At 51.9% G+C, this 20669-nt stretch carries 14 protein-coding genes; 5 read left to right on the top strand and 9 right to left on the bottom strand.

Features of this window, described 5'->3' with window-relative positions:
* Window positions 1-33: 33 nt before the first annotated feature.
* Together AC0YN4_RS09885 and AC0YN4_RS09880 are read right to left on the bottom strand one after the other, a co-directional pair.
* A complete protein-coding gene (locus AC0YN4_RS09885) occupies window positions 34-453 on the bottom strand; it encodes a DUF350 domain-containing protein (RefSeq protein ID WP_475781300.1) in 420 nt (139 codons plus the stop codon).
* An 18-nt stretch (window positions 454-471) separates the two neighbouring features.
* A complete protein-coding gene (locus tag AC0YN4_RS09880; protein WP_475781299.1) occupies window positions 472-2838 on the bottom strand; it encodes an endonuclease MutS2 in 2367 nt (788 codons plus the stop codon).
* Between the two features lie 220 nt (window positions 2839-3058).
* Between AC0YN4_RS09880 and AC0YN4_RS09875 the strand changes: the two genes are divergently transcribed.
* The 3 genes from AC0YN4_RS09875 to AC0YN4_RS09865 all read left to right on the top strand — a co-directional run bounded on the left by AC0YN4_RS09875 (window position 3059) and on the right by AC0YN4_RS09865 (window position 4837).
* Complete coding sequence (locus AC0YN4_RS09875) at window positions 3059-3412, top strand: phage holin family protein (protein ID WP_090977267.1); 354 nt, start codon at window positions 3059-3061, stop codon at window positions 3410-3412.
* Between the two features lie 107 nt (window positions 3413-3519).
* Window positions 3520-3909 carry a cupredoxin domain-containing protein gene (locus tag AC0YN4_RS09870; protein ID WP_475781298.1) on the top strand — a complete coding sequence of 130 codons (390 nt, stop codon included), beginning with the start codon at window positions 3520-3522 and terminating at the stop codon, window positions 3907-3909.
* Between the two features lie 247 nt (window positions 3910-4156).
* On the top strand, window positions 4157-4837 hold the full coding sequence (locus AC0YN4_RS09865) for an SDR family NAD(P)-dependent oxidoreductase (RefSeq protein ID WP_475781297.1): 681 nt from the start codon (window positions 4157-4159) through the stop codon (window positions 4835-4837).
* A gap of 74 nt (window positions 4838-4911) precedes the next feature.
* Here the strand turns inward: AC0YN4_RS09865 and AC0YN4_RS09860 are convergent, their stop codons facing one another.
* The 7 genes from AC0YN4_RS09860 to AC0YN4_RS09830 all read right to left on the bottom strand — a co-directional run bounded on the left by AC0YN4_RS09860 (window position 4912) and on the right by AC0YN4_RS09830 (window position 16653).
* Window positions 4912-8259 (bottom strand): hypothetical protein, encoded by a 3348-nt coding sequence (locus tag AC0YN4_RS09860; RefSeq protein ID WP_475835707.1) that lies wholly within the window; start codon window positions 8257-8259, stop codon window positions 4912-4914.
* Window positions 8260-8458: 199 nt separating this feature from the next.
* On the bottom strand, window positions 8459-10903 hold the full coding sequence (gene pheT, locus AC0YN4_RS09855; RefSeq protein ID WP_475835706.1) for a phenylalanine--tRNA ligase subunit beta: 2445 nt from the start codon (window positions 10901-10903) through the stop codon (window positions 8459-8461).
* Between the two features lie 19 nt (window positions 10904-10922).
* Entirely contained in the window at window positions 10923-11954 is a 1032-nt protein-coding gene (gene pheS, locus AC0YN4_RS09850) for a phenylalanine--tRNA ligase subunit alpha (protein ID WP_475781294.1), read from the bottom strand.
* A gap of 538 nt (window positions 11955-12492) precedes the next feature.
* Window positions 12493-13251 (bottom strand): YcnI family copper-binding membrane protein, encoded by a 759-nt coding sequence (locus AC0YN4_RS09845; RefSeq protein ID WP_475835705.1) that lies wholly within the window; start codon window positions 13249-13251, stop codon window positions 12493-12495.
* Between the two features lie 114 nt (window positions 13252-13365).
* Window positions 13366-14091, bottom strand: coding sequence for a response regulator (locus AC0YN4_RS09840; protein ID WP_475781292.1), 726 nt, complete (start codon window positions 14089-14091; stop codon window positions 13366-13368).
* Window position 14092: 1 nt separating this feature from the next.
* On the bottom strand, window positions 14093-14983 hold the full coding sequence (locus tag AC0YN4_RS09835; RefSeq protein WP_475781291.1) for a sensor histidine kinase: 891 nt from the start codon (window positions 14981-14983) through the stop codon (window positions 14093-14095).
* Window positions 14984-15003: 20 nt separating this feature from the next.
* Window positions 15004-16653 (bottom strand): copper resistance CopC/CopD family protein, encoded by a 1650-nt coding sequence (locus AC0YN4_RS09830; RefSeq protein ID WP_475835704.1) that lies wholly within the window; start codon window positions 16651-16653, stop codon window positions 15004-15006.
* A 445-nt stretch (window positions 16654-17098) separates the two neighbouring features.
* Between AC0YN4_RS09830 and AC0YN4_RS09825 the strand changes: the two genes are divergently transcribed.
* Window positions 17099-19324, top strand: a complete 2226-nt coding sequence (locus tag AC0YN4_RS09825) for a ribonucleoside-diphosphate reductase subunit alpha (protein ID WP_475835703.1) — start codon at window positions 17099-17101, stop codon at window positions 19322-19324.
* A 272-nt stretch (window positions 19325-19596) separates the two neighbouring features.
* On the top strand, window positions 19597-20634 hold the full coding sequence (locus tag AC0YN4_RS09820; RefSeq protein ID WP_475781288.1) for a ribonucleotide-diphosphate reductase subunit beta: 1038 nt from the start codon (window positions 19597-19599) through the stop codon (window positions 20632-20634).
* Window positions 20635-20669: the final 35 nt, after the last annotated feature.

The following is a 20669-nucleotide window of genomic DNA, read 5'->3' as shown; positions in this document are numbered from 1 at the left end:
CGTTTCGTGATCATGCAAGAATGATGCTGTACATTAGGCAACTGTGGCACCAATGACGTAAGAAAGCGAGATCGAAATAACCATGGCAATGAAACCTACCGCCCGATTGTCCTTCTCAATTTCTTCATCAATACGAAACACAGGTGTCAGAAATTCAAATAAAAAATAAGCAGCAATAAGCAGAGCGAACCCGTATGTCGCCCACACCAAGCTATGATACACGCCTTCATTGGCTTCGATGGAGAAGCGGAACAAGTTGCAAATCCCGAAGATTTTGCCTCCTGTCGCCATCGCCACTGCCAAATTGCCGCGTTTAATTTCTTGCCAGCATTTATAACGGGTAACAAATTCAAAGAAATACAAGAAAACCAGCAGCGCCAGCACCGTTACCGAAACATAAGCAAGCGAGGCTGCAAATTGATTGCTGAGCAATTCGTCGATTTCATGTTCCATCTCGAAGTCCCACCCGCCTTACTTAAGTTCCGCTACCGTTACGCCGGAGCCGCCTTCACCGTATTTACCAAGCCGATAGCCCTTCACATGCTTATGTCTGCGCAGGAAATCGCTGATGCCTGAACGCAAGATGCCTGTTCCGTTGCCGTGAATAATATAAACCTGCCCGAAACCGGCCAAGAACGATTCGTCGAGGAACCGGTCAACCTCCAGCATCGCTTCTTCCAGGTTCGTACCGCGCAAATCGAGCTCGGAGCGAACATTCTCATCGCGTGTCCGCTTGAGACTTGCTGCAATCTTAGGCTGCTGCGTCTTGCCGGATTCCGCCCGCTTCATAAGCTCCAAGTCGCTTAACGCCACTTTCATCTTAAGAATGCCGAGTTGAACAACCGCATCATTGCCATTAACCTCTACAACGTGACCGCGCTGGCCAAGGCTGTATACCGTAACCTCATCGCCGCTTTCGATCCGTTGCGGCTTAGCCACCTTGTTCTGCTGGCCTTTCGACGACTTACTCTTCTCAGGTGTTGCTTCATCAAGCTTACGCCGCGCCTCGGTCAGCTTATGATCCTTAACCGCTGCGCCTTCCTCCTGGGCTAATTTGCGCAGGTCGGCAATGATTTGCTCTGCTTCGCGTTTCGCCTTGAGCATGACTTCACGCGCTTCGTCTTGCGCCTTTGCCAGCAGCTTCTCCCGCTGTTCATCGAACTTCTGGCGTTCAATCTCGTGACGAGCGCGTTCCATTTCAAGCTCTTTGCGAAGGGCTTCGGCCGTATTCCGCTCTGCCTCGGCTCCAATCCGATTCTCTTCTAATGAAGCAATCATCGTTTCAACGCGTATATCCTCTTCGCTGACCTCGCCACGCGCGTGATCGATGATGCCTCGCTGCAAGCCAAGGCGCTCAGCAATTGCAAAAGCGTTGCTTCGTCCCGGTACCCCAATCAACAAGCGATAGGTTGGGCTGAGTGTCGCGATATCGAACTCCATGCTCGCATTGATGACACCTTTGCGGTTATAGGCATAAGCCTTCAACTCGCTGTAGTGCGTCGTTGCAACAATGCGGCACCCGAGCTTGTGCATGTGCTCCAGGATAGCGATAGCAAGCGCTGAACCTTCAGCAGGATCGGTACCTGCGCCAAGCTCATCAAGCAGGACAAGACTCTTCGGCGTCATATTTTTCAGTATGCGGATGATATTCGTAAGATGACTTGAGAACGTACTCAGATTCTGCTCGATGCTCTGCTCATCGCCGATATCCGCGTACAGCGCGTCAAACACGCATAGCTGACTGCCTTCTTCAGCTGGAACAAACAGACCGGACATTGCCATAAGGCTTAGCAGGCCGATTGTTTTCAACGATACCGTTTTACCGCCTGTATTCGGACCGGTTACGATGATCGTCGTATAATCATTGCCAAGCTCGACATCGATCGGAACGACATGCTCGCGATCAATCAGAGGATGACGGCCGCGGCGCAGCTTAAAGTAACCGCGATCATTCATTCGAGGCAGCGTAGCACCCATCAAGTGAGCGAGACGTGCTTTGGCAAAAGCAAAATCAAGTAGACCTAACAAGTCCAAATCAAGCAGCAAATCATCGGCGTAATCGGCCGTCAGCGCTGTTAATTTCTGAAGGATTTTCTCAATTTCGCGTTCTTCGGCCAAACGCAGCTCACGCACTTTATTATTAAGCACAACAACCGCTTCCGGCTCAATAAACAGCGTTGCTCCGGAACCGGATTGATCGTGAATAATACCGCCGAAGCTGCCGCGGTATTCTTGTTTGACGGGAATAACATAACGGTCATTGCGGATCGTAATGATGGATTCCTGCAGCATTTTCTGTACGGATGAAGAGCGAATCATGCTCTCCAGCTTCTCTCTTACACGACCTTCGCCGCTGCGAAGCTCTCTGCGAATGGATGCCAGCTCCGGACTCGCGCTGTCCATCACTTCTGCCTGATCATCAATGCACGTCAAGATAGCATCTTCAAGTGCTTTATGTTCCGTTAGCTGTTCAGCTGTAGCGGCAAGCAGCGGGATGGGATGATCATCGTGCAGCGCATGAATATGTCGCTTCAGACGGCGCGAGCCTCTAACCGTCTCCGCGATTTCCAGCAGCTCCGCAGGATTCAGCGTTCCGCCGATCCGAGAGCGAAGAAGCGAAGGTTTGATGTCGGCAATGCCTCCGAAAGGAGCGTTTCCTTTGAGACGGTCCGCTTTGTAAGCTTCATCCGTCACTTGCAGCGCATGCTTTACATCCTCTAAGTCGGAGCTCGGATGAAGCGCATCCACGACTGATTTTCCAAGCGCGGTTGCGGCATGCTGTCCTAATTTATATACAATTTTGGCATAATCCAGTGTTTGTAATATTTTGTTGTCCAAGCGAGAACACCCCTCTCGTTTCCTATTATAGCCGAACAACGCGGTGTATGCCACGATCCAGCGCTTCCATGAATGGAGTAAGCAAAAAAGGAAACAATACCTCTACACGAGAAGGTAAGCTTCTCCGAACACTGGCCAATGCTTTTGATCCATGCGCCGATACGCGCTTAAGTGTGGTCAGGAGGCTTTTGTCAAAAAACTTTGTAGGAGGTTTTTCACTATGCATTTCCTGGGTCACGTGGTCAGATTCATTGTATCAGCAATCGTGTTAATGATTGTCGGCTATATTGTACCTCAATTTAGCGTCGGCGGTTTCTGGAGCGCACTCTTCCTGGCGCTTGTTATCGCGGCCTTGGGCTGGATCATCGAGGGCATCTTCGGCAAACGCGTCTCGCCGTTTGGTCGAGGCATTGTCGGTTTCTTGTGCAGCGCCCTTGTCATCTGGGTCGCGCAGTTCATTGTTGGCGGTGTTTCCGTCACCTGGCTGGGAGCGATACTGGCCGCGCTCGTAATCGGGATCATCGACTTGTTTATTCCGGTCAGCACTCCGTATGAAGCAGGGCGAGAACATTAAGCAGCTGCTGCAGATAAGCATTCAACAGATCGTCACAGTAATTTGTTTCCGGTAACGGTATACTAGAGGAGTTCATAACTATCCGATTCATGAAGGAGCGTTCTCTAGTGAAAAAATTACTGCTCATGTCCTTTATGCTTGTTGCAGCCGTACTCGTCTTAGCCGCATGCGGTTCGAAAAATTCCGACAATAACAATTCAGCTGGTTCCGGCGTAGAAGAAACCGGTACAGCTGCTTCTGCAAGCATCGTAATCAAAGCATCGCGTTTCGAGTTCGATCAACCGGTTTACAAGATCAAGAAAGGTGAGCCGACTGAGATTACGCTGGAATCCGAAGATGGCGTTCACAACATGGAAGCACCTGACCTGAACCTCACGGTTAACAGCGGCAAACCGAAAGTCGTCACTCTTAATGATGCAGGGGAATACGAGTTCCATTGCGACATTATGTGCGGCACCGGCCATTCCAAAATGATTGCCAAAATTATCGTCGAGTAGACCGGCTTGCTCCGTTTATCGAATGAATAACAATAACCCGTTCAGTATGTGCTGGACGGGTTATTTGTTATTCCGATATTTAATGCACTCCATCAGGAATATTGATGAAGGTCGTTTTGCGAGCAACTTTCCGGCATATATCCGTTTCACTGTTAGCATCGTATAAGAAAGACTTATAGCTCCGCTATTCCACCGGCGAATGTTGTTTGCTACGATGTTTGCAACGATAACGAAGAGGGTGGACTTCATGAGTACTGTGGATGGACGAGTAGTAATGATAACAGGTGCGGGCACAGGTCTTGGCCGAGCGACAGCGATCGATTTTGCAAGTGAGGGGGCTCAAGTTGTACTCCTAGGTCGACGCCAAGGGAAGCTGGAGGAAACAGCTGCTCTTATCGAGGAAGTCCGTCCGGGAAGCAATGCTCTGGTAATTGTCTGTGATATTGCAAGCGGAGTGGCTGTACAAGCTGCAGTCCGACAAGCGATAGCAGCCTTCGGTCGCGTAGATATCCTTATTAATAATGCTGCTGCTTTAGAGCCCGGACGCGTCATCGAACTCACTTCTGAGGAGTGGGCCACTCAAATCAGCATAAACCTGACCGGACCATTTCTCATGACCAATGCCGTATTGCCTTCCATGCGTGAAGCCAGGTACGGACGGATTATAAATATCACTTCGGGTTTGGCATTAAACGGAGCCGGCGGATATGCCGCATATAGCGCATCTAAGGCAGGATTAGAGTCGCTAACACGGACAACTGCGGATGAAGAGCATGAATACGGCATTCTTGTGAATGCTTTTAATCCCGGAACCATCCGTTCCGAGATGCATGCAACAGGCAAGGATCCGCATCAAGTGACCGGTGATCTGCTTCGTTTGGCGGCGTTGCCCTCTGATGGGGCGACAGGAACAATTATTGCTTATTAATGAACAAGAGGGCTGTGCCGCACGCGGGTTTCATTTCGAAACCGGCGTACAGCACAGCCCTCTTCTTCTCTTATCTAATCGACTTCCAGGAGTGCAATCCATTCGTTGTATTCCGTCTGAAGCTTCGAGTATTCAATCTTGAGCTTACCATGCTCGATCTGAAGCTGATCATGTGTTGCCTGCAGTTCATTGGCTGAGGCCAGTGAGGCTTCCAGCTCTTCGAGCCTTGAGCTGATCTGCGTAGCTTGCGCCTTCGCTTTCTCCGCTTCTTCCTCGCTCAACAGGAGCTGCTCCAGCAAGCCTGCTTCCGCTTCGGCATGTGCCGCAGCTTGCTGCTTGGCTAACGTAATCTCCGAATTAGCGGCATGTGCTTGATCCATCAGCTTCACATTAGCTTCGTCGGCAATCCGCTCCGCTTCGGCCATTTGCTGCCGTGCCTCGCGCATGAAGTCAGCCGCGCGATCGTCTGCAGCTTGCAGACGATCTGCCAGTTGCTCGTTCCGCTCCTCCAGCTGCTTCGCTTCGCGCATGATGCGCTCATGCTGTTCTTCCAGCATTAATTGTCCCAGCTGGCTTTCTTCCACAGCCTGCTGCGCTGCCTTCAGTTCTCTGCGCAGTACATCCAACTGCTCTTCCTGCTGTTGAATCGCTGCGCTCCGGCGGCTTTCTTTCTGCTCCTGATCGGCAAGCCATTGCTCCGCTTGTTCAGCTCGGCTCTCATGTTCACGCAGTTCCTGTTCAAGGCGTGCCGCCTTGGAACGCAGTGCCTCGCCTTCTTCTGCCATTTCCAGCTCGAGCAGCTCAGTCTTCTCTTGTTCCTGGGCAAGCTGATCTTGCATGGAACGAAGCATCTTGCGCATCTCTTCAAGCTGCGCAGTGAGCTGATCGCGCTCTAGCTGCCATGCGTTCTCACGGTTCTGTTGCTCGGTTGTGAGTGAGAGATAACGGCTCTGCGCATCTGCACGGCCGGCTTCAAGCTCCCGCTTGTAGGCAGCTGTGATGGACGCTGCCTCCGCTTCGCCTTCTTGAATCGCCTGATCAAGCAGCAATTGTGCAGTCGACCGCTCCTGCTCTAACTGTATAGCTGCTGCTGTCTGTTCCCGCTCCAAGAGGGCGGCTGCTTCTGCCTGCGCCTGTTCGAGCTCTTCGCTTGCAGCTTTGCTCATCTCGACCAGCTTCGCTTCGGCTATGACAGCTTGCTCAACAGCTCGCTCGGCCTCGCCGCGCATCCGCTCTAAACGCTCGCGAGCCACCTGACGAACTCGTTCCACATCCGCCTCCGCGGTGATACGCACCTGCTCGATCCGAGATTGCATCTCCAATCTCGTCTCTTCCAGCTGCCCGGATGCTGCTTCTGCGGTCGCTTCCTGCAGCGACCGTTCCTTCTGCAGTTCTTCTTGATGAATCGCATGCAGCTGCTTTAGTTCAACTGCCGTATATTCTCGCTCCTGAGCAAGCTCTGCTTGAGCAGCTTCACGCACTTGCTCCAGTTGCGCTTCCATGGCGAATTTCGTGCGCTCCAGTTCTTCGCGCGCTTCGATTGCAGCCAGCGACTGCGATTCCACTTCCAGCTCCAGCGTAAGCTGCAGCTCCTCGAGCTCTGAGCGATGAGCGTCGCGCAGTTCAGCAAGCTTCGCATCCGCTGCTTCGAGCTCACTTGCCAGCTTAGTTGCTGCAGCTACTCGTTCAGCATGCAGAGTCGCTTCTGCGACTTCGCGTTCAGTAGTCAGCTTCGCTTCCGCTGCTTCAAGTTCACTAGCCAGCACTGCTTCCATGGCTTCAAGCTCGCTTGCGAGTTTAGCAGCTGCTGCTTCACGCTCAGCATGCAGATTTGCTTCTGCGACTGCTCGTTCACTTGCCAGTCTCGCTTCCGCTGCTTCAAGTTCACTAGCCAGCTTAGCTGCTGCTGACTCACGCTCAGCTTGCAGATTTGCTTCTGCTGCTTCGCGCTCACTTGCCAGTTTCTCTTCAGCCGCTTGAATCGTTTGCTCCATCCGGCCTTGCAGTGTCGAGCTGACCAGCTCCAGCTCTTCATGAGCGGCCTCTTGCTCACGATCGAACTCTTCCTGCAATTGCTCAAGCGCTTTACGCGAAGTTTCTCTTACCGCTTCCAGTTCCGCTGCGAGCTCCGTGCGTACGCGTTCCAGCTCTGCTTGAGATGCGGACTGCTCACTTTCACGCTCAGCAGTCAGTTCCACCCACACCCGCTCGAGTTCTGCTTGAGAAGCATCCAATTCACTTGTATGTTTTGCATCCAGCTCTGTTCTTACTTGCGCAAACTCAGCACGAGCTGCTTCCAGTTCACTTGTTAGTTTCGCCGCCCATTCCGCACTCACACGCGCAAGTTCCTCTTGAGCTGCTTCCTGCTCGAACGAAATCTCTGCCAGTAGCTCCGCTCTTGTACGCTCAAGCTGCTCGATAGAAGCGGCTTGCTCGCTTTCCAGCTTCGTTGTCAGCTCCTGCTGGACTCGTGCAAGCTCTGCATGGGCTGCTGCTTGCTCGTTTTCCAGCTTCGCAGTCAGCTCCTCCTGAACTCGTGTAAGTTCCGCTTGAGCTGCAGTATGCTCGCTATCACGTTCTTCTTGCAATAGAACCAGCTCTAAACGCGCTGTTTCTTGTGCATCCTCACGTTCCGCAATAAGCTCCGCTCTTACTCGCTCAAGCTCAGCTCGCGCTTCCTCTTGCTCACGCACAAGCTCCGCCTTCAAGCGCTCGATCTCTGCTCGCGAAGCCTCTTGCTCGATCTCGCGCTCCGCCATCACGCGCAGTTGCTCCGCAAGCGCGGCTTCCTGCTCGCTCGCCAGCTTCGCTTCGGCTGCGCCGACCGCTTGCTCCAAGCGCCCCTGCAGCATCGCGCTTGTCCGCTCCAGCTCCTCGCGCGCAGCCTCGATCGCCGCTTCCGCTTCCTCCTGCTCCGCGGCCAGCGCCGCTTCCGCTCTCGCCTGCTCCACGGCCAGCGCCGCTTCCGCTCTCGCCTGCTCCGCGGCCAGCGCCGCCTCCGCTCTCGCCCGCTCCGCGGCCAGCGTCTCCTCCGCAGCCGCCAGCGCAGCGGCAAGCCTCGCCTCCGCGCTAGCCAGCTCCGCTTCCGCGCTCAGCCGCTCCGCATCGAGCTGGCCGTGCAGCGTATCCACGATCAGCTTTACCTGCTCCAGCTCCGCTACGGCCGCTTTGCGGCGCTCCTCGGTTTCGTGCATCCGCTCATTTTCGACTCGCAATCTAAAAACATCTTCAGCCATATGTACTGCAGCAAGCATAGCAATCTTAGGCACATCCAGTCGTGGATAGCCCTTAGCCAGCTTATTCATATTCTCGTCAACAAGCGCTGCAATGCGCTTGATATAGTCAGGGTTATTGTGACCAGCTAATTTGAATTGGTTTCCAAATATATCAACAGTTACACGTGTCCGATCGGCAGCGTTCATGAGGGCATGTCCTCCTATAGGTTCAAGGGTGAAAAATGAGTTCAATGCGACAATCGTTGCCTTCTTCCACTTCTAAAGCATTCCGGGCAAGCCTTGCTGTACAAGCTTTCTCATGCCGATAATCCAGCAAAATAGAATAAAGCCGCACCGAGATTTGTTCGCAAGGAACTAATTCGATGCGGCAAAGGTCAACTCCTGCCTATTTACGCAATTCCGCTGCAAAAGATTGTTCCAATTTTGTTACAACCTCTGCATGGCGTTCTGTTACTTCTTCATCCGTCAACGTACGCTCTGCATGACGGTAAACGAGTGAAAGTGCGACGCTTTTCTTATCAGCGCCCAGCTTCTCTCCGGTAAAGATATCGAAGATACGAACCGATTCCAGCAACGCGCCGGCTGTCTCTTGAACAGCATCGATCAGCTTGCCTGCTGCAACTTCGCGGCTGAGTACAACTGCGATATCACGTTCCATAGCTGGGTAACGAGGCAGTGCCTTATACACGATGTCAAAATCAGCAGCGGCATAAAGCGGCGCCAGCTCGACTTCGAGCACATACGTGTCAGCCAGATCATGATCGATCTGTGTGGTCGGGTGCAACTGCCCCAGGTATCCAATGGTCTGCGCACCGCGCTCGCCTTCGAAAACAACCGCTGCAGTACGGCCCGGGTGCATATGCTCCGGCTGAGCTGCTTCATAGCTGATCGAGCCGCTAACGCCAAGCACGTCCACCAAGGTTTCGAGAATGCCTTTCAGATCATAGAAATCATAAGCTTCTGCTTTACGGTTCCATTCCGTTACATTCTTGTTGCCGGTAAGGAGAACGGCAAGACGGTGTTTCTCATGAGGCAGACGAGTAAGTGCCTCTTCATCCGTATGGAAGACGCTGCCGATCTCGAAGATCGCGACATCGTCGTTTTTACGATTTCGGTTGTACGCAGCTGTTTCCAGCAATTGCGGAAGCAGGCTGGTACGCAATACACTGCGGTCCTCGCTCATTGGAAGCGCCAGCCGAACCGGGAACAAGTCCGCTCCGGCCAGAGCCGGGAACAGCTTCGTCCGATCCGGGTGAGTGAAGGAGTAGCTGATTACTTCGTGAAGGCCGGCATCCGTGAGACGTTTGCGCAGCTCGCGGCGAATCGCCTGCGGCTTCGTCAATGCACCCGGTGTTGCAGCGCCTTCGATTGCCGTCGTCGGGATATTGTCATAACCGAACAACCGGGCAACCTCTTCAATTAGATCGACATCGCGTGTAATGTCGCCGCGCCTGGATGGAACACTTACAGTAAATACCCCATCAGTCGACAATTCAAACGGGAATTGCAAACGGCCAAAAATCGTTTCGATTTCGAGCTTCACAAGCTCAGTTCCGAGGTAACGGTTGATTTTGGCGATCGATACGCTGATTACCGCATCCTTCGGCTGTTCAGTCAGCTCTTCCACGATGCCGTCAAGCACATGGCCGCTTGCATATTTCGCCATTAGCGAAGCTGCGCGATCAAGGGCAGGTATTACTCGAGCCGGGTCAACACCCTTCTCGAAACGTACGCTCGATTCCGAACGCAGGCCGACTTGACGAGATGTTTTGCGAATGGTGCCGCCATCAAAGCGAGCCGATTCCAGCAAAATATTGACCGTCGAAGCGGTTACTTCCGAGCTTGCACCGCCCATAACGCCTGCAAGCGCCAGCGGTTCTTGACCGTTCGAGATAACCAGAATGTGCGGCTCAAGCTTGCGATCTTGGCCATCAAGCGTAGTCAGCACTTCACCTTCGTTTGCCATACGAACAACAATGCGTCCACCTTCGACTTTATCCGCGTCGAAAGCGTGCAGCGGTTGACCGTACTCCAGCATAACAAAGTTCGTAATATCGACTACGTTGCTGATCGGGCGAATGCCGGCAGCCATCAGACGATTCTGCATCCACTGCGGCGAAGGGCCGATATGAACGCCTTGAATATAACGCGCCGAGTAGTGTGAGCATTGTTCTTTTGCTTCGATGCGAACCGATACATGCGCAGAAGCTTGCTCCGCCGAATCGCTCACACGGTTGTCCGGCAGCTTCACGCTGCGGCCTGTCAATGCACCGATTTCATAGGCAACACCCAGCATGCTTAGGCAATCCGAACGGTTTGGCGTCAAATCAAGCTCCAATACTTCATCTTCGATAGCGAGCACATCCAGAATAGATGCGCCGATCGGCGTACCTTCCGGCAGCACGAGAATGCCTTCTTGCTGTTCTTTAGGCAGAAGCTTCTCGTTAAGACCAAGCTCCTTCGCGGAACAGATCATGCCCTGAGATTCTACCCCGCGCAGCTTAGCACGTTTAATGGCAAAATCCCCCGGCAATACAGCGCCGATTGTCGCAACCGGAACCAGCTGTCCTGCAGCTACGTTCTTAGCGCCGCACACGATTTGCAGCACTTCCGGGCCGCCCACATCAAGTGTACAAACGCTTAGCTTGTCAGCATCGGGATGCTTTTCGCGTGTCAGCACGTGACCGACAACTACGCCTGTAACACCTTTGTTACGGGATTCGACGACATCGATTTCAATGCCTCCGCTTGTCATTAGCTCTGCCAGTTGATCGCCGGTATAGCCGTTCAACTCGATATATTCGTTCAACCATTTATAAGATACGTTCATATTAGTAGTCGCCTCCTTCTCACATTCGGACAAACTGGCTTAGGAAGCGCAGATCGTTCGTATAAAAATGACGGATGTCGTCAATGCCGTATTTCAGCAGCGCAATACGTTCTACGCCCATACCGAATGCGAAGCCGCTGACTTCATTCGGGTCGTAGCCGCCCATCTCAAGCACGCGCGGATGAACCATGCCGCAGCCCAGAATCTCCAGCCAGCCGGTTTGCTTACACATCCGGCAGCCATGGCCGCCGCACTGTACGCAAGTTACGTCAACCTCAGCGCTTGGCTCCGTGAACGGGAAGAAGCTCGGACGAAGACGGATTTGGGCTTGCTTGCCGAACATCAGCTGTACGAATTGAAGCAAAGTGCCTTTGAGATCGCTCATGCGGATGTTTGGTCCGATGACAAGTCCTTCGATCTGATTGAACTGGAACGAATGCGTTGCATCGTCATCATCGCGGCGGTAAACTTTACCCGGGCAAATCACTTTAACCGGCTTGCCGTTCATGGCTTTCATCGTGCGAACCTGTACCGGCGAAGTGTGCGTACGCATAAGGATGTCGTCCGTTACATAGAAGGAATCCTGCATATCGCGCGCAGGGTGATCCTTCGGCAGATTCAGCGCTTCGAAGTTGTAGTAGTCGGATTCGACCTCCGGTCCTTCAGCGATCGTGTAACCAAGACCGATAAACACGTCCTCGATTTCTTGCGCTACTTTGTTCAAAGGATGAACGGCGCCTGCGGATTGTTTCTTGCCCGGCAGCGTAACGTCGATCGTTTCGGCACGAAGGCGGTTCGCCGTTTCAGCTTGCTGGAACGCCGCTTGCTTCGTTTCAATAACTTCTTCAATAGCGGCGCGTACTTCATTACCGACTTGCCCGATAACCGGACGCTCTTCAGCACTTAGAGAACCCATGCCGCGGAGAATTTCGGTCAGCGCGCCTTTCTTGCCTAGATATTTGACACGCAGATCATTCAATTGCTGCGGACCGTCAACCTGCTGCAGCTCCTGCAGCGCCTCGACCCGCAATGCTTCCAAACGCTCTTTCATTCCATCCAGCCCCTTCTTTAACCAAATCGCATTTCTGAAAACAAAAAAACGGCTCCTTCTCCCCGTAAGGGACGAAAGAACCGTGTTACCACCCTAATTCAAATTACCGCAGCCTGATTGTAGGCGAGGCAATTCCTCAAAGTCCGAATATCGGCCGGAACCCGGTACTCCCTACCTTGTGCGGCACGAAGCCGTACACCTTCAAGAGTCTGCTCGGAAGGGAACTTCGGCAGCCTGATTTCCCAAAGACGCTCTCAATCTACGGCGTCTTCTCCCTGTCAAGAAAGCACTGCGTACTCTTCTTCCTCATCGCGTTAACGTATATAGAACCTATTATACAAAGTTTACATACCCTTTCGCAAGGGCGGATTGCCCTGCCACTGATGGAACCACTCCGAGAGCGGTATATCCTCTTAAGCGCCGCTATTCGACCATCTTTCACTTCTGTAAGCGGCATATCCTCTCTCAGCTCCAAGAAACGCAAAAGAGGCAGTCTCATCAGCCGCCTGCACGCTTTTGAGTCTGCCCCTGCATCTAATTAACGCTGTCTCTTACGCGAAACCGCAACGCCGAGCGCTGCTGCCGCCAGTGCTACGGCGACGATGGACAGCGTACGGTTGACCGGATCCGAGCCGCTATCCGACTTGTCGGCCGCAGCAGTCTCTGCCGCGCCGTTACCCGCTGTTTCCGGCGTACCGGCCTCGTTACCTACATCCGTCGTCGCTGTGTTCCCCGTACCTTCCGAACCCGAAGACGTTGCCGTATTCGGATCTGACCCTGCGGAACCAGAAGTACCGCCGCCGTGTGCGTCACCTTCGCCTGATGCCGCCGTCACCGTAGTTACCGATGCCGGGTAGTCCGCTCCGTCACCGCCGACCCACTCCACAACTGAGCTGTCGCTGTAGGTTTGATAAGCTTTCCAGATCAACTGCTTCGCATCCGCTGCAACTTTACCGGATACCCGGAATTCGGTGAATTCCGTTTGCGCCAATCCATCGCCTTCGGCTGTCCACGTCACAGCAGTAATGGCTTTCGTGTCCGCATTGCGCTCAAGCTCGTATTTCCAACCCGCCTTCGGCTCAACGCGGCTAATTCCCACGCCGTCAGGCACTTTCACTTTCACGACTTTCGTCGTCACGTTCTCTTTCTCGCTCGGAACGCGCACCGAGAAGACTTCATAACTGTTCTGAGCTGCTTCCTTAGGCCAAACCGTTACGTGTGCACTTGCAACTCCTGCAAAAAGGAACATCGCCATCAGCGTCATGCCGAGCACTGACCATTTCTTTAATTTTTTCATTTTACACCCTCCTGCTCTCGTCTATATAGGAGCAGTATAACGCAAGAAGCTTTATCCGCCATGACTCGTTCGAGCTATTCGCATGTTACAAGTTTGTGTCTTGGCTTGCCCGTGCTACTCCTTCGCAAGCCCTTTCTCCAGCGCATAGCGAGTGAGTTGAACCCGATTCTCCAGATGCAGCTTTTGCAAAATATGTTTCAAATGGTTCTTCACCGTATGTTCGGAAATCCCGAAACTTTCGGCAATTTGCCGATTAGAGCCGCCAAAAGCTACCCGCTCCAGCACCTCGCGCTCCCGCTGCGTCAATGCGGTGTGTACGGCATCTTGCTCCGTTACGCCGGCAGTCTCGCTGCGCACGACCTCAGCGACAACAGCTTTCCCAGCTCCTGCCCCTGCCTGCCCCGCGCTTCCCCCGTTAAACTCCTGCAGCATGCGAAAAGCAAGCTCCTTGGACAACGGGGCCTCATCCACGGCAACAGCGCGCAAATACTCCAGCCATGCCGATGGCGACAGGTTCTTCAGCAGATAGCCCTGCGCCCCCCGTTTGATCGCTTCGAACAGGTCGGAGATATCGTCCGAGACGGTCACCATAATGATTTTGATGCGCGGATCGATCGTCTTAATGCGCTGCGTCGCTTCCATTCCGTTCATCACCGGCATGTTGATGTCCATTAGCACCAAATCAGGCACCAGCGAAGCCGCAAGCATGACTGCCTGCTCGCCGTTTGACGCTTCTCCTACTATTGAGAAGGATGCGTCGCCGCTGAGGATGTCCCGCATCCCTTCCCGTCCATGTGGATGGTCGTCGACAATCAGCACCGTTATTTGAGTTTCGCTCATGTCAGCGCTCCGCCTCCTTTTTCACTTCAACGACGGTACCCTTAACCATCGGCATCTCATCTTCCACATCTTTTGCATCTGATGCCTCCGCCGCACCAGTCGACCGAACCCCAAACTGCCAGCCCATCGCCTTGGCACGATCCTGCATCATCCTAATGCCGTATCGTCCCTTAGCCATAAGCTGGGCCGGCTCAGCGCCAATTCCATCATCCTCGATGGTACACCGAAAGCCGTTGCCCCCATCCGAGTCAGGCCAAGCATGCACGGCCAGGCATGAAGCATTGGCATGCTTACGCACGTTCAGCATCGCCTCGCGAACGATCGCGAGCAGCTCGACCTTTTCCTTGCTGCTTAAATTACCTTCGGTAAGCTGCCAATCCAGCTCCACTGTGAGGCCGCCGCGCTGCAGCTCCTCCGCCATATCCCGAACCGCCTGCATCCATTGCACATCGGTTCTCGAAGGCTCGCTGCGAAGCGAGGCAATCGACTGCCGCACATCTTCATATACGTGCCGCACCGTACGGCGGAGCTGCTGCGTCGTCTCCATGACAGCTTCATTGTCCTTCGCTTGCTCCAGCTTATCCAGCTTCACGGACAACAGGAAGAGTGACTGCGAGATGCCGTCATGCAGTTCCCGGGCAAGCTGCTCTCGTTCCATGAACGCTGCCTTAGCCGCTTTCGCCTGCTGCAGCGACTCGTTAGTGGACTCCAGCATGCGAAACAGCTTGATAAGGAGCGTCGCCGTTACGGTCATGACAATAACGGGCGCGAGCGCATTGCCAAGATCCATCGAAACATAAGGGAGCAGAAACGTATGTCGCAAATATTCCCACAACGCTATCGTTAAAGTCGGCGTCCACAAAATGAACCATTTTATTCGGTTATATGTCATTTTGTCACCTGCCGCCTCTATTAATAATTTCGGAACTCCACCTTCTGCACTTGCTCGTTATCGTCTTTATCCAACACGCGGATTTCAGCCTGCCAACGCCCTGCGAATGGAATGAACGGTCCCTCTGCTTTGTAAGCAGCCTTCACATAGCCATCGAATGAGGTAATTTCAGTATCTTCGAAAAGCTTGATCGGCACTTGAATCGGGCCGAGTTCCTTCTGATCCAACGCAAACAAGCGCATCGTAACGGATTTCGGGGCGCCTACCGCGTCAGGCAGCCATACCTTCACGATAAACTGGTTATCGCCCGGCTTGTTCGGCGTTACTCGCAGTGACAGATGCATCGTATCACCCATTTTGTGATAAACAACCGGCTCATTCGCCGGCAATGGACTTATATAGGTAAAGAGTGCTGCCGATACAAGGATGAGGGCCATCAGTGCGGCATCGATACGAAGCAGCACGGTTGTCGGCAGATTGCCTCTGCGTATGCGCAGATGAAGAATACCGCCAACGATGAGGACCAGCAGGACGAAACCTGTCTTGATCAGTAGAATCGTTCCCCATGCCGTGTAGAACAAATAGTGAAGGGAAGGCAGAAACAGCAAAGTCATGCCAATGCCTGACAAAATAAGAAGTGCAAGCGACAGCAAGGCCGCCCTGGAGAATAAGACGGCGAATCTCCCAGCTTCCTTGCGATCGGACTGCCAGAGCAAACCAAGCAGGATCAAACCGCCTACCCAGATGGCTGCAGCTGCCAGATGCACAAAATCAAACATGACAGACGCTGATTTCGGAGCAAATACCGCCGCATGACCGCTCCAGCTCTCAAGCGCAAGAATGAGCAGCGCCCAGATGGTCTTCAGAACGGCATGGAAACGGACGATAATAAATCCGAGAAGCACCAGCACCAGCAGCGCAATCCATTCACGCCCGATGTTCGTCTGCAGGAAGAGCTTGCTATATTCATCCCGTGGATAACCTGTCAATATCTCGCGAGCATGGACGAAAATATAAACAAGCGAACCAACAAGCAGTGTCCGCAAGGCAATCCGTTCCCATTTTCGCTGAATGTCCGGAAGCAGTTTGCCACGTCCCCGGGTCAGTAATGGCCACAGCATTAGTCCCGCTGCCCATAGCAGCGCCCCATAATAAACGATGCGGGCAGCGTAAATGATAAATTGTCCTGTTGTCAGTTGGGTAGTAGCGCTGTGTCCTTCATGACCAAGCTCTTTATGGGGATCAAATGTGGCAGCATCCACGCCCTCCTGAGGATTTCCTACAATAAAGACGTAAGATCCACTAACGGGATGGCCGTCCTCAGAGATGATTGAGTAAGACACGGTATACACGCCTTCGCCAAGCGAAGGAAGAGGCAGTATCAGCGAACGATGATCTTTGCTGGCTTGCGCGGTTTCGCTCGTAACGGGTCGAGATTTGGAATCAAGTACTTCTATGGAGCCTACCTTCGCCTCGATGGATTCGTTAAAACTCAGCTCAACCGATTTCGGGCTTTGCTCATATTTGACGTTAGCCTCCGGTTCGGAGCGTTCAAGCTCAGCGTGCGCGGACGCCAGGCCAGGGATGCTGATAAGTACGAGGCACATCCAGATGCACAAGACCACCGCTTGTATTGCGGAATGGGATTTATATTGAATGCGAAGGTTCATGATGTTGTGTAGTCACGTCCTCTCCTTATTATTGAACAATAAACTCAGAATAAGTGTACTAAAGCTGATGGTCGAACACCAACGATAAATCCAAACGTTGTTTGAACATCTTACACGGTTAGAAGCAGCTTGCCTTTATCCCTATTATTGTCACCACACGACTACTAAAGTTAGTGCTATAATTAGTTTCCGCAATTGATATAGTACTCACTTTTTTATATTAGCTACGTTTATAGAACTAGCTGTCCCGATCGATAAAAAATGCCGCAGCTGTACGTTTTCATGGGCTTTTCACCCCCTCAAAACAGGTGTAACGGTATGGTCTGATGTCGAATAGTATAACTTGACAGCCACTATATATTGGTGTAATTTAGGGAAGTACTAACAACATATTGTGTATTAGAGGTTGTCAGACGACATCCTTCGACAAGGAGTGGCTCTGCTCGTGGATATTATTAAGAGGAACGGTCAGAAAGAAGAATTGATCTTTTCAAAGCTTAAGAAGGTTATTGATTTCTCGTGTGTCGGCTATAACGACTGCGATCCGCTTGAGCTGGAAACTGCTTTGCTTCCTTATTTCCGCAACAACATTACAACCAAAGAAATTCAGCGTACACTCACACAGGTTGCGGTAGAAAAAACAAGCATCGAACAGCCGAACTGGCAGTACGTTGCAGCCAAACTTCTTGTGTACGATCTTTATAAAGAATCTGCAATCAATCGCAAATACGGCTATTTCGGCTATGGAGACTTCTACTCGCTGATTACGTATTTGACAGACAAAGGGCTTTACGGGAGCTACATATTAGAGTATTACACCCGTGATGAAATCCGTGAGCTCGGCAATTACATCGTGCCTGAACGCGACTACCTGTTCAACTACATCGGCCTCAAAACACTTGCAGACCGCTACTTGATCAAGAGCTTCAGCGGCGACGTGCTTGAGCTTCCGCAAGAATTGTTCATGGGCGTAGCGATGCATCTCGCTATGAAAGAAGATGACAAGCTCGCTTGGGCGCGCAAGTTCTACGATGTGCTCAGCCGTCTTCAAATGACGGTTGCCACACCTACTCTTGCCAATGCACGCAAACCGTTCCACCAGCTTTCCAGCTGCTTCATCGATACCGTGCCTGATAACCTGTGGGGCATTTACAACGTAGACTCCAGCTTCGCGCAAGTATCTAAATTCGGCGGCGGCATGGGTATCTACATCGGTAAAGTGCGTAGCCGCGGCTCCAACATCCGCGGATACAAAGGCGTTGCCGGCGGCGTAGTCCCTTGGATCAAGAACTACAACAACACGGCGGTTGCCGTCGACCAGCTCGGCGTTCGTTCCGGCGCAGTCGCGGTTTACCTTGACGTATGGCATAAGGATATTTTCGACTTCCTTAATCTTAAAACCAACAACGGCGATGACCGGATGAAAGCACATGACATCTTCCCTGGTGTCTGCATCCCTGACTTGTTCATGCGCAAAGTACAAGAGCGTGACTCGTGGTTCCTGTTCGATCCTCACGAAGTACGCAGCTACATGGGCTGGGCACTTGAGGATTCATGGGGCGAAGAGTGGGAACGTCGTTATGAAGAGTGCGTGAACAACCCTGCGCTTTCCCGTGACGAAGTACCGGCTATCGATATCATGAAGAAAATTCTTGCAAGCTCCTTTGAAACAGGCACACCTTTCGTGTTCTACCGCGATACGGTAAACCGCGCGAACCCGAATAAACATAAAGGCATCATTTATTGTTCTAACCTTTGTACGGAAATTTGCCAGAACATGAGCCCGACTGAATATATCACGACAACTCATGAAGACGGCGTTATTACAACACAAGTGAAAAGCGGCGACTATGTCGTTTGTAACCTCTCTTCCCTTAACCTTGGCCGTTCCAGAACGAAAGAGGAAATCGAAGAGGTTGTCACCTGCCAAATGCGGATGATGGATAATGTTATCGACCTTAACCATTACCCGATCCCGCAAGCGGAAATTACGAACCAGAAATACCGTGCGGTTGGACTTGGTACGAGCGGTTACCATCAATGGCTTGCTCTTAACAGCATTGCATGGGAATCCGAAGAGCATTTGGATCGTGCCGATGAGCTGTATGAGTGGATCAACTACTGCGCAATCAAAGCATCGATGGAAATCGCCAAGGAAAAAGGCGCTTACCGCGTATTTGAAGGCAGTGAATGGCATACGGGAGAATTTTTCGAATCCCGCGGTTATGATGCGCCGCACTGGCAGAAACTGAAGAAGGATGTAGCTGAGAACGGCGTCCGTAACGCATGGATGTTCGCGATTGCACCTACAGCCTCCACTTCCTTGATCGCCGGTTCTACTGCAGGTATTGACCCGATCTTCAACAAGTTCTTCGTTGAAGAGAAGAAGAATGCGGTCATTCCGCAAACAGCGCCTAACCTGAACGAAGAAACGTTCTGGTTCTACAAAGAAGCGCATCACATCGATCAGCGCTGGAGCATCCGCGCAGCGGGCCGCCGTCAGCGCCATATCGATCAAGCGCAATCGTTTAACTTGTACATCACGCCGGAATACACGGCGAAGGAATTTATGGAACTGTACATGGCAGCATGGGAGAACGGCCTCAAAACCGTTTACTATTGCCGCAACAAGAGCTTGGAAGTTGAAGATTGCGTAAGCTGCAGCTCTTAAGGAATCGTTGAAAAAAGGTGTCCCTGCGGTCAGTATGGGTCTCCAATCGCTGTTGTAGACCGGATTTCTTTGAATTTATAAATGATTTAGAGGTAGAAATCCGGGCTACAAAGGCTGAATGATTGACGTGACAGAAGCTACGCCAGTCATTCAGCCTAGGCGAACGTTGACACTTTTCCGACTCCATACTGCCCTCCGGGCCACTTTTCAACGTAATCTTAAGACCACTGCAGCTTATTTTTAGGAACGAATAGAGGGAGGCAGCCCATTTAATGGATCTGCAAAAGAAAAAATTGTTCAATGAAGAAGGCGACCGCGATTGGGGCAAGCGTCGCATGATTGGCGGCAATACGACCAATCTGATTGAGCTTAACAACGTGAAATATGACTGGGCAACGAAGATGTACCGTACGATGATGAATAACTTCTGGATTCCGGAAGAGATTCCTCTTGCTCAGGATGCCAAAGATTACAGAAACCTGTCGCTCTCCGAGCGTAACAGCTACGATAAAATTATCAGCTTCCTCATCTTCTTGGATTCGCTTCAAACGGCAAATCTGCCGAACGTCAACGAATATATTACTGCACCTGAGGTAAACCTGTGCTTAACGGTTCATACGTTCCAAGAAGCCGTTCACAGCCAATCCTATTCCTATATTCTAGACAGCGTGGTTTCTCCGGAAGTACGCGATCAAATTTATAACCTGTGGCGCGAGGACAAGAACCTCTTGAAGCGGAATCGGTTCATCACCGACCTGTACGAGAACTTCATTGCTAATCCATCGTCGCAAAATCTTATCAAGACCATTATGGCGAACTACATCCTTGAAGGGATCTACTTCTACAGCGGATTCAGCTTCTTCTATGCGCTTGGCCGCCAAGGCAAAATGCTCGGTACCGTCTCTGAGATCAAATATATCCAGCGCGATGAATTGACTCACTTAGCGTTGTTCCAAGGTATCTTCCGTGAAGTGCGAAAAGAAAATCCGGAGCTGTTCACGCCGGTTCTCATCGAAGAGCTTCGCCAAATGATGCGTACAGCTGTTGAGCATGAAATCGAATGGGGTCAATATATTACGAACAACACCATTCCGGGCCTCACTGATGAAATCATCGAGAAATACATTAAGTTTCTATCCAATGAACGTCTGCGCAAGCTGAATCTCGATATTCTGTATCCGGAAATCGTCGAGCATCCGATGAAATGGGTGGAAAGCTTCAGCAATATGAACGGGATGAAAACCGATTTCTTCGAGCAGAAAGTAACCAACTACAGCAAATCGTCCAACCTTAACTGGGGCGACCTGTAAGTTTAATATAAGGTGAACCATCTTATACTTCAAAA

This window comes from Paenibacillus sp. J22R3 (assembly GCF_056269305.1).
The sequence above is the reverse complement of the archived record's forward strand: the minus strand, read 5'-3'. Positions and strand labels throughout refer to the sequence as shown.

Excerpts from the sequence above, each read along its gene's own strand:
- AC0YN4_RS09885 (WP_475781300.1), bottom strand. The coding sequence starts at position 453 with ATGGAACATGAAATCGACGAATTGCTCAGCAATCAATTTGCAGCCTCG.
- AC0YN4_RS09875 (WP_090977267.1), top strand. The coding sequence starts at position 3,059 with ATGCATTTCCTGGGTCACGTGGTCAGATTCATTGTATCAGCAATCGTG.
- AC0YN4_RS09865 (WP_475781297.1), top strand. The coding sequence starts at position 4,157 with ATGAGTACTGTGGATGGACGAGTAGTAATGATAACAGGTGCGGGCACA.
- AC0YN4_RS09860 (WP_475835707.1), bottom strand. The coding sequence starts at position 8,259 with ATGAACGCTGCCGATCGGACACGTGTAACTGTTGATATATTTGGAAAC.
- pheT (WP_475835706.1), bottom strand. The coding sequence starts at position 10,903 with ATGAACGTATCTTATAAATGGTTGAACGAATATATCGAGTTGAACGGC.
- pheS (WP_475781294.1), bottom strand. The coding sequence starts at position 11,954 with ATGAAAGAGCGTTTGGAAGCATTGCGGGTCGAGGCGCTGCAGGAGCTG.
- AC0YN4_RS09845 (WP_475835705.1), bottom strand. The coding sequence starts at position 13,251 with ATGAAAAAATTAAAGAAATGGTCAGTGCTCGGCATGACGCTGATGGCG.
- AC0YN4_RS09840 (WP_475781292.1), bottom strand. The coding sequence starts at position 14,091 with ATGAGCGAAACTCAAATAACGGTGCTGATTGTCGACGACCATCCACAT.
- AC0YN4_RS09835 (WP_475781291.1), bottom strand. The coding sequence starts at position 14,983 with ATGACATATAACCGAATAAAATGGTTCATTTTGTGGACGCCGACTTTA.
- AC0YN4_RS09830 (WP_475835704.1), bottom strand. The coding sequence starts at position 16,653 with ATGAACCTTCGCATTCAATATAAATCCCATTCCGCAATACAAGCGGTG.
- AC0YN4_RS09820 (WP_475781288.1), top strand. The coding sequence starts at position 19,597 with ATGGATCTGCAAAAGAAAAAATTGTTCAATGAAGAAGGCGACCGCGAT.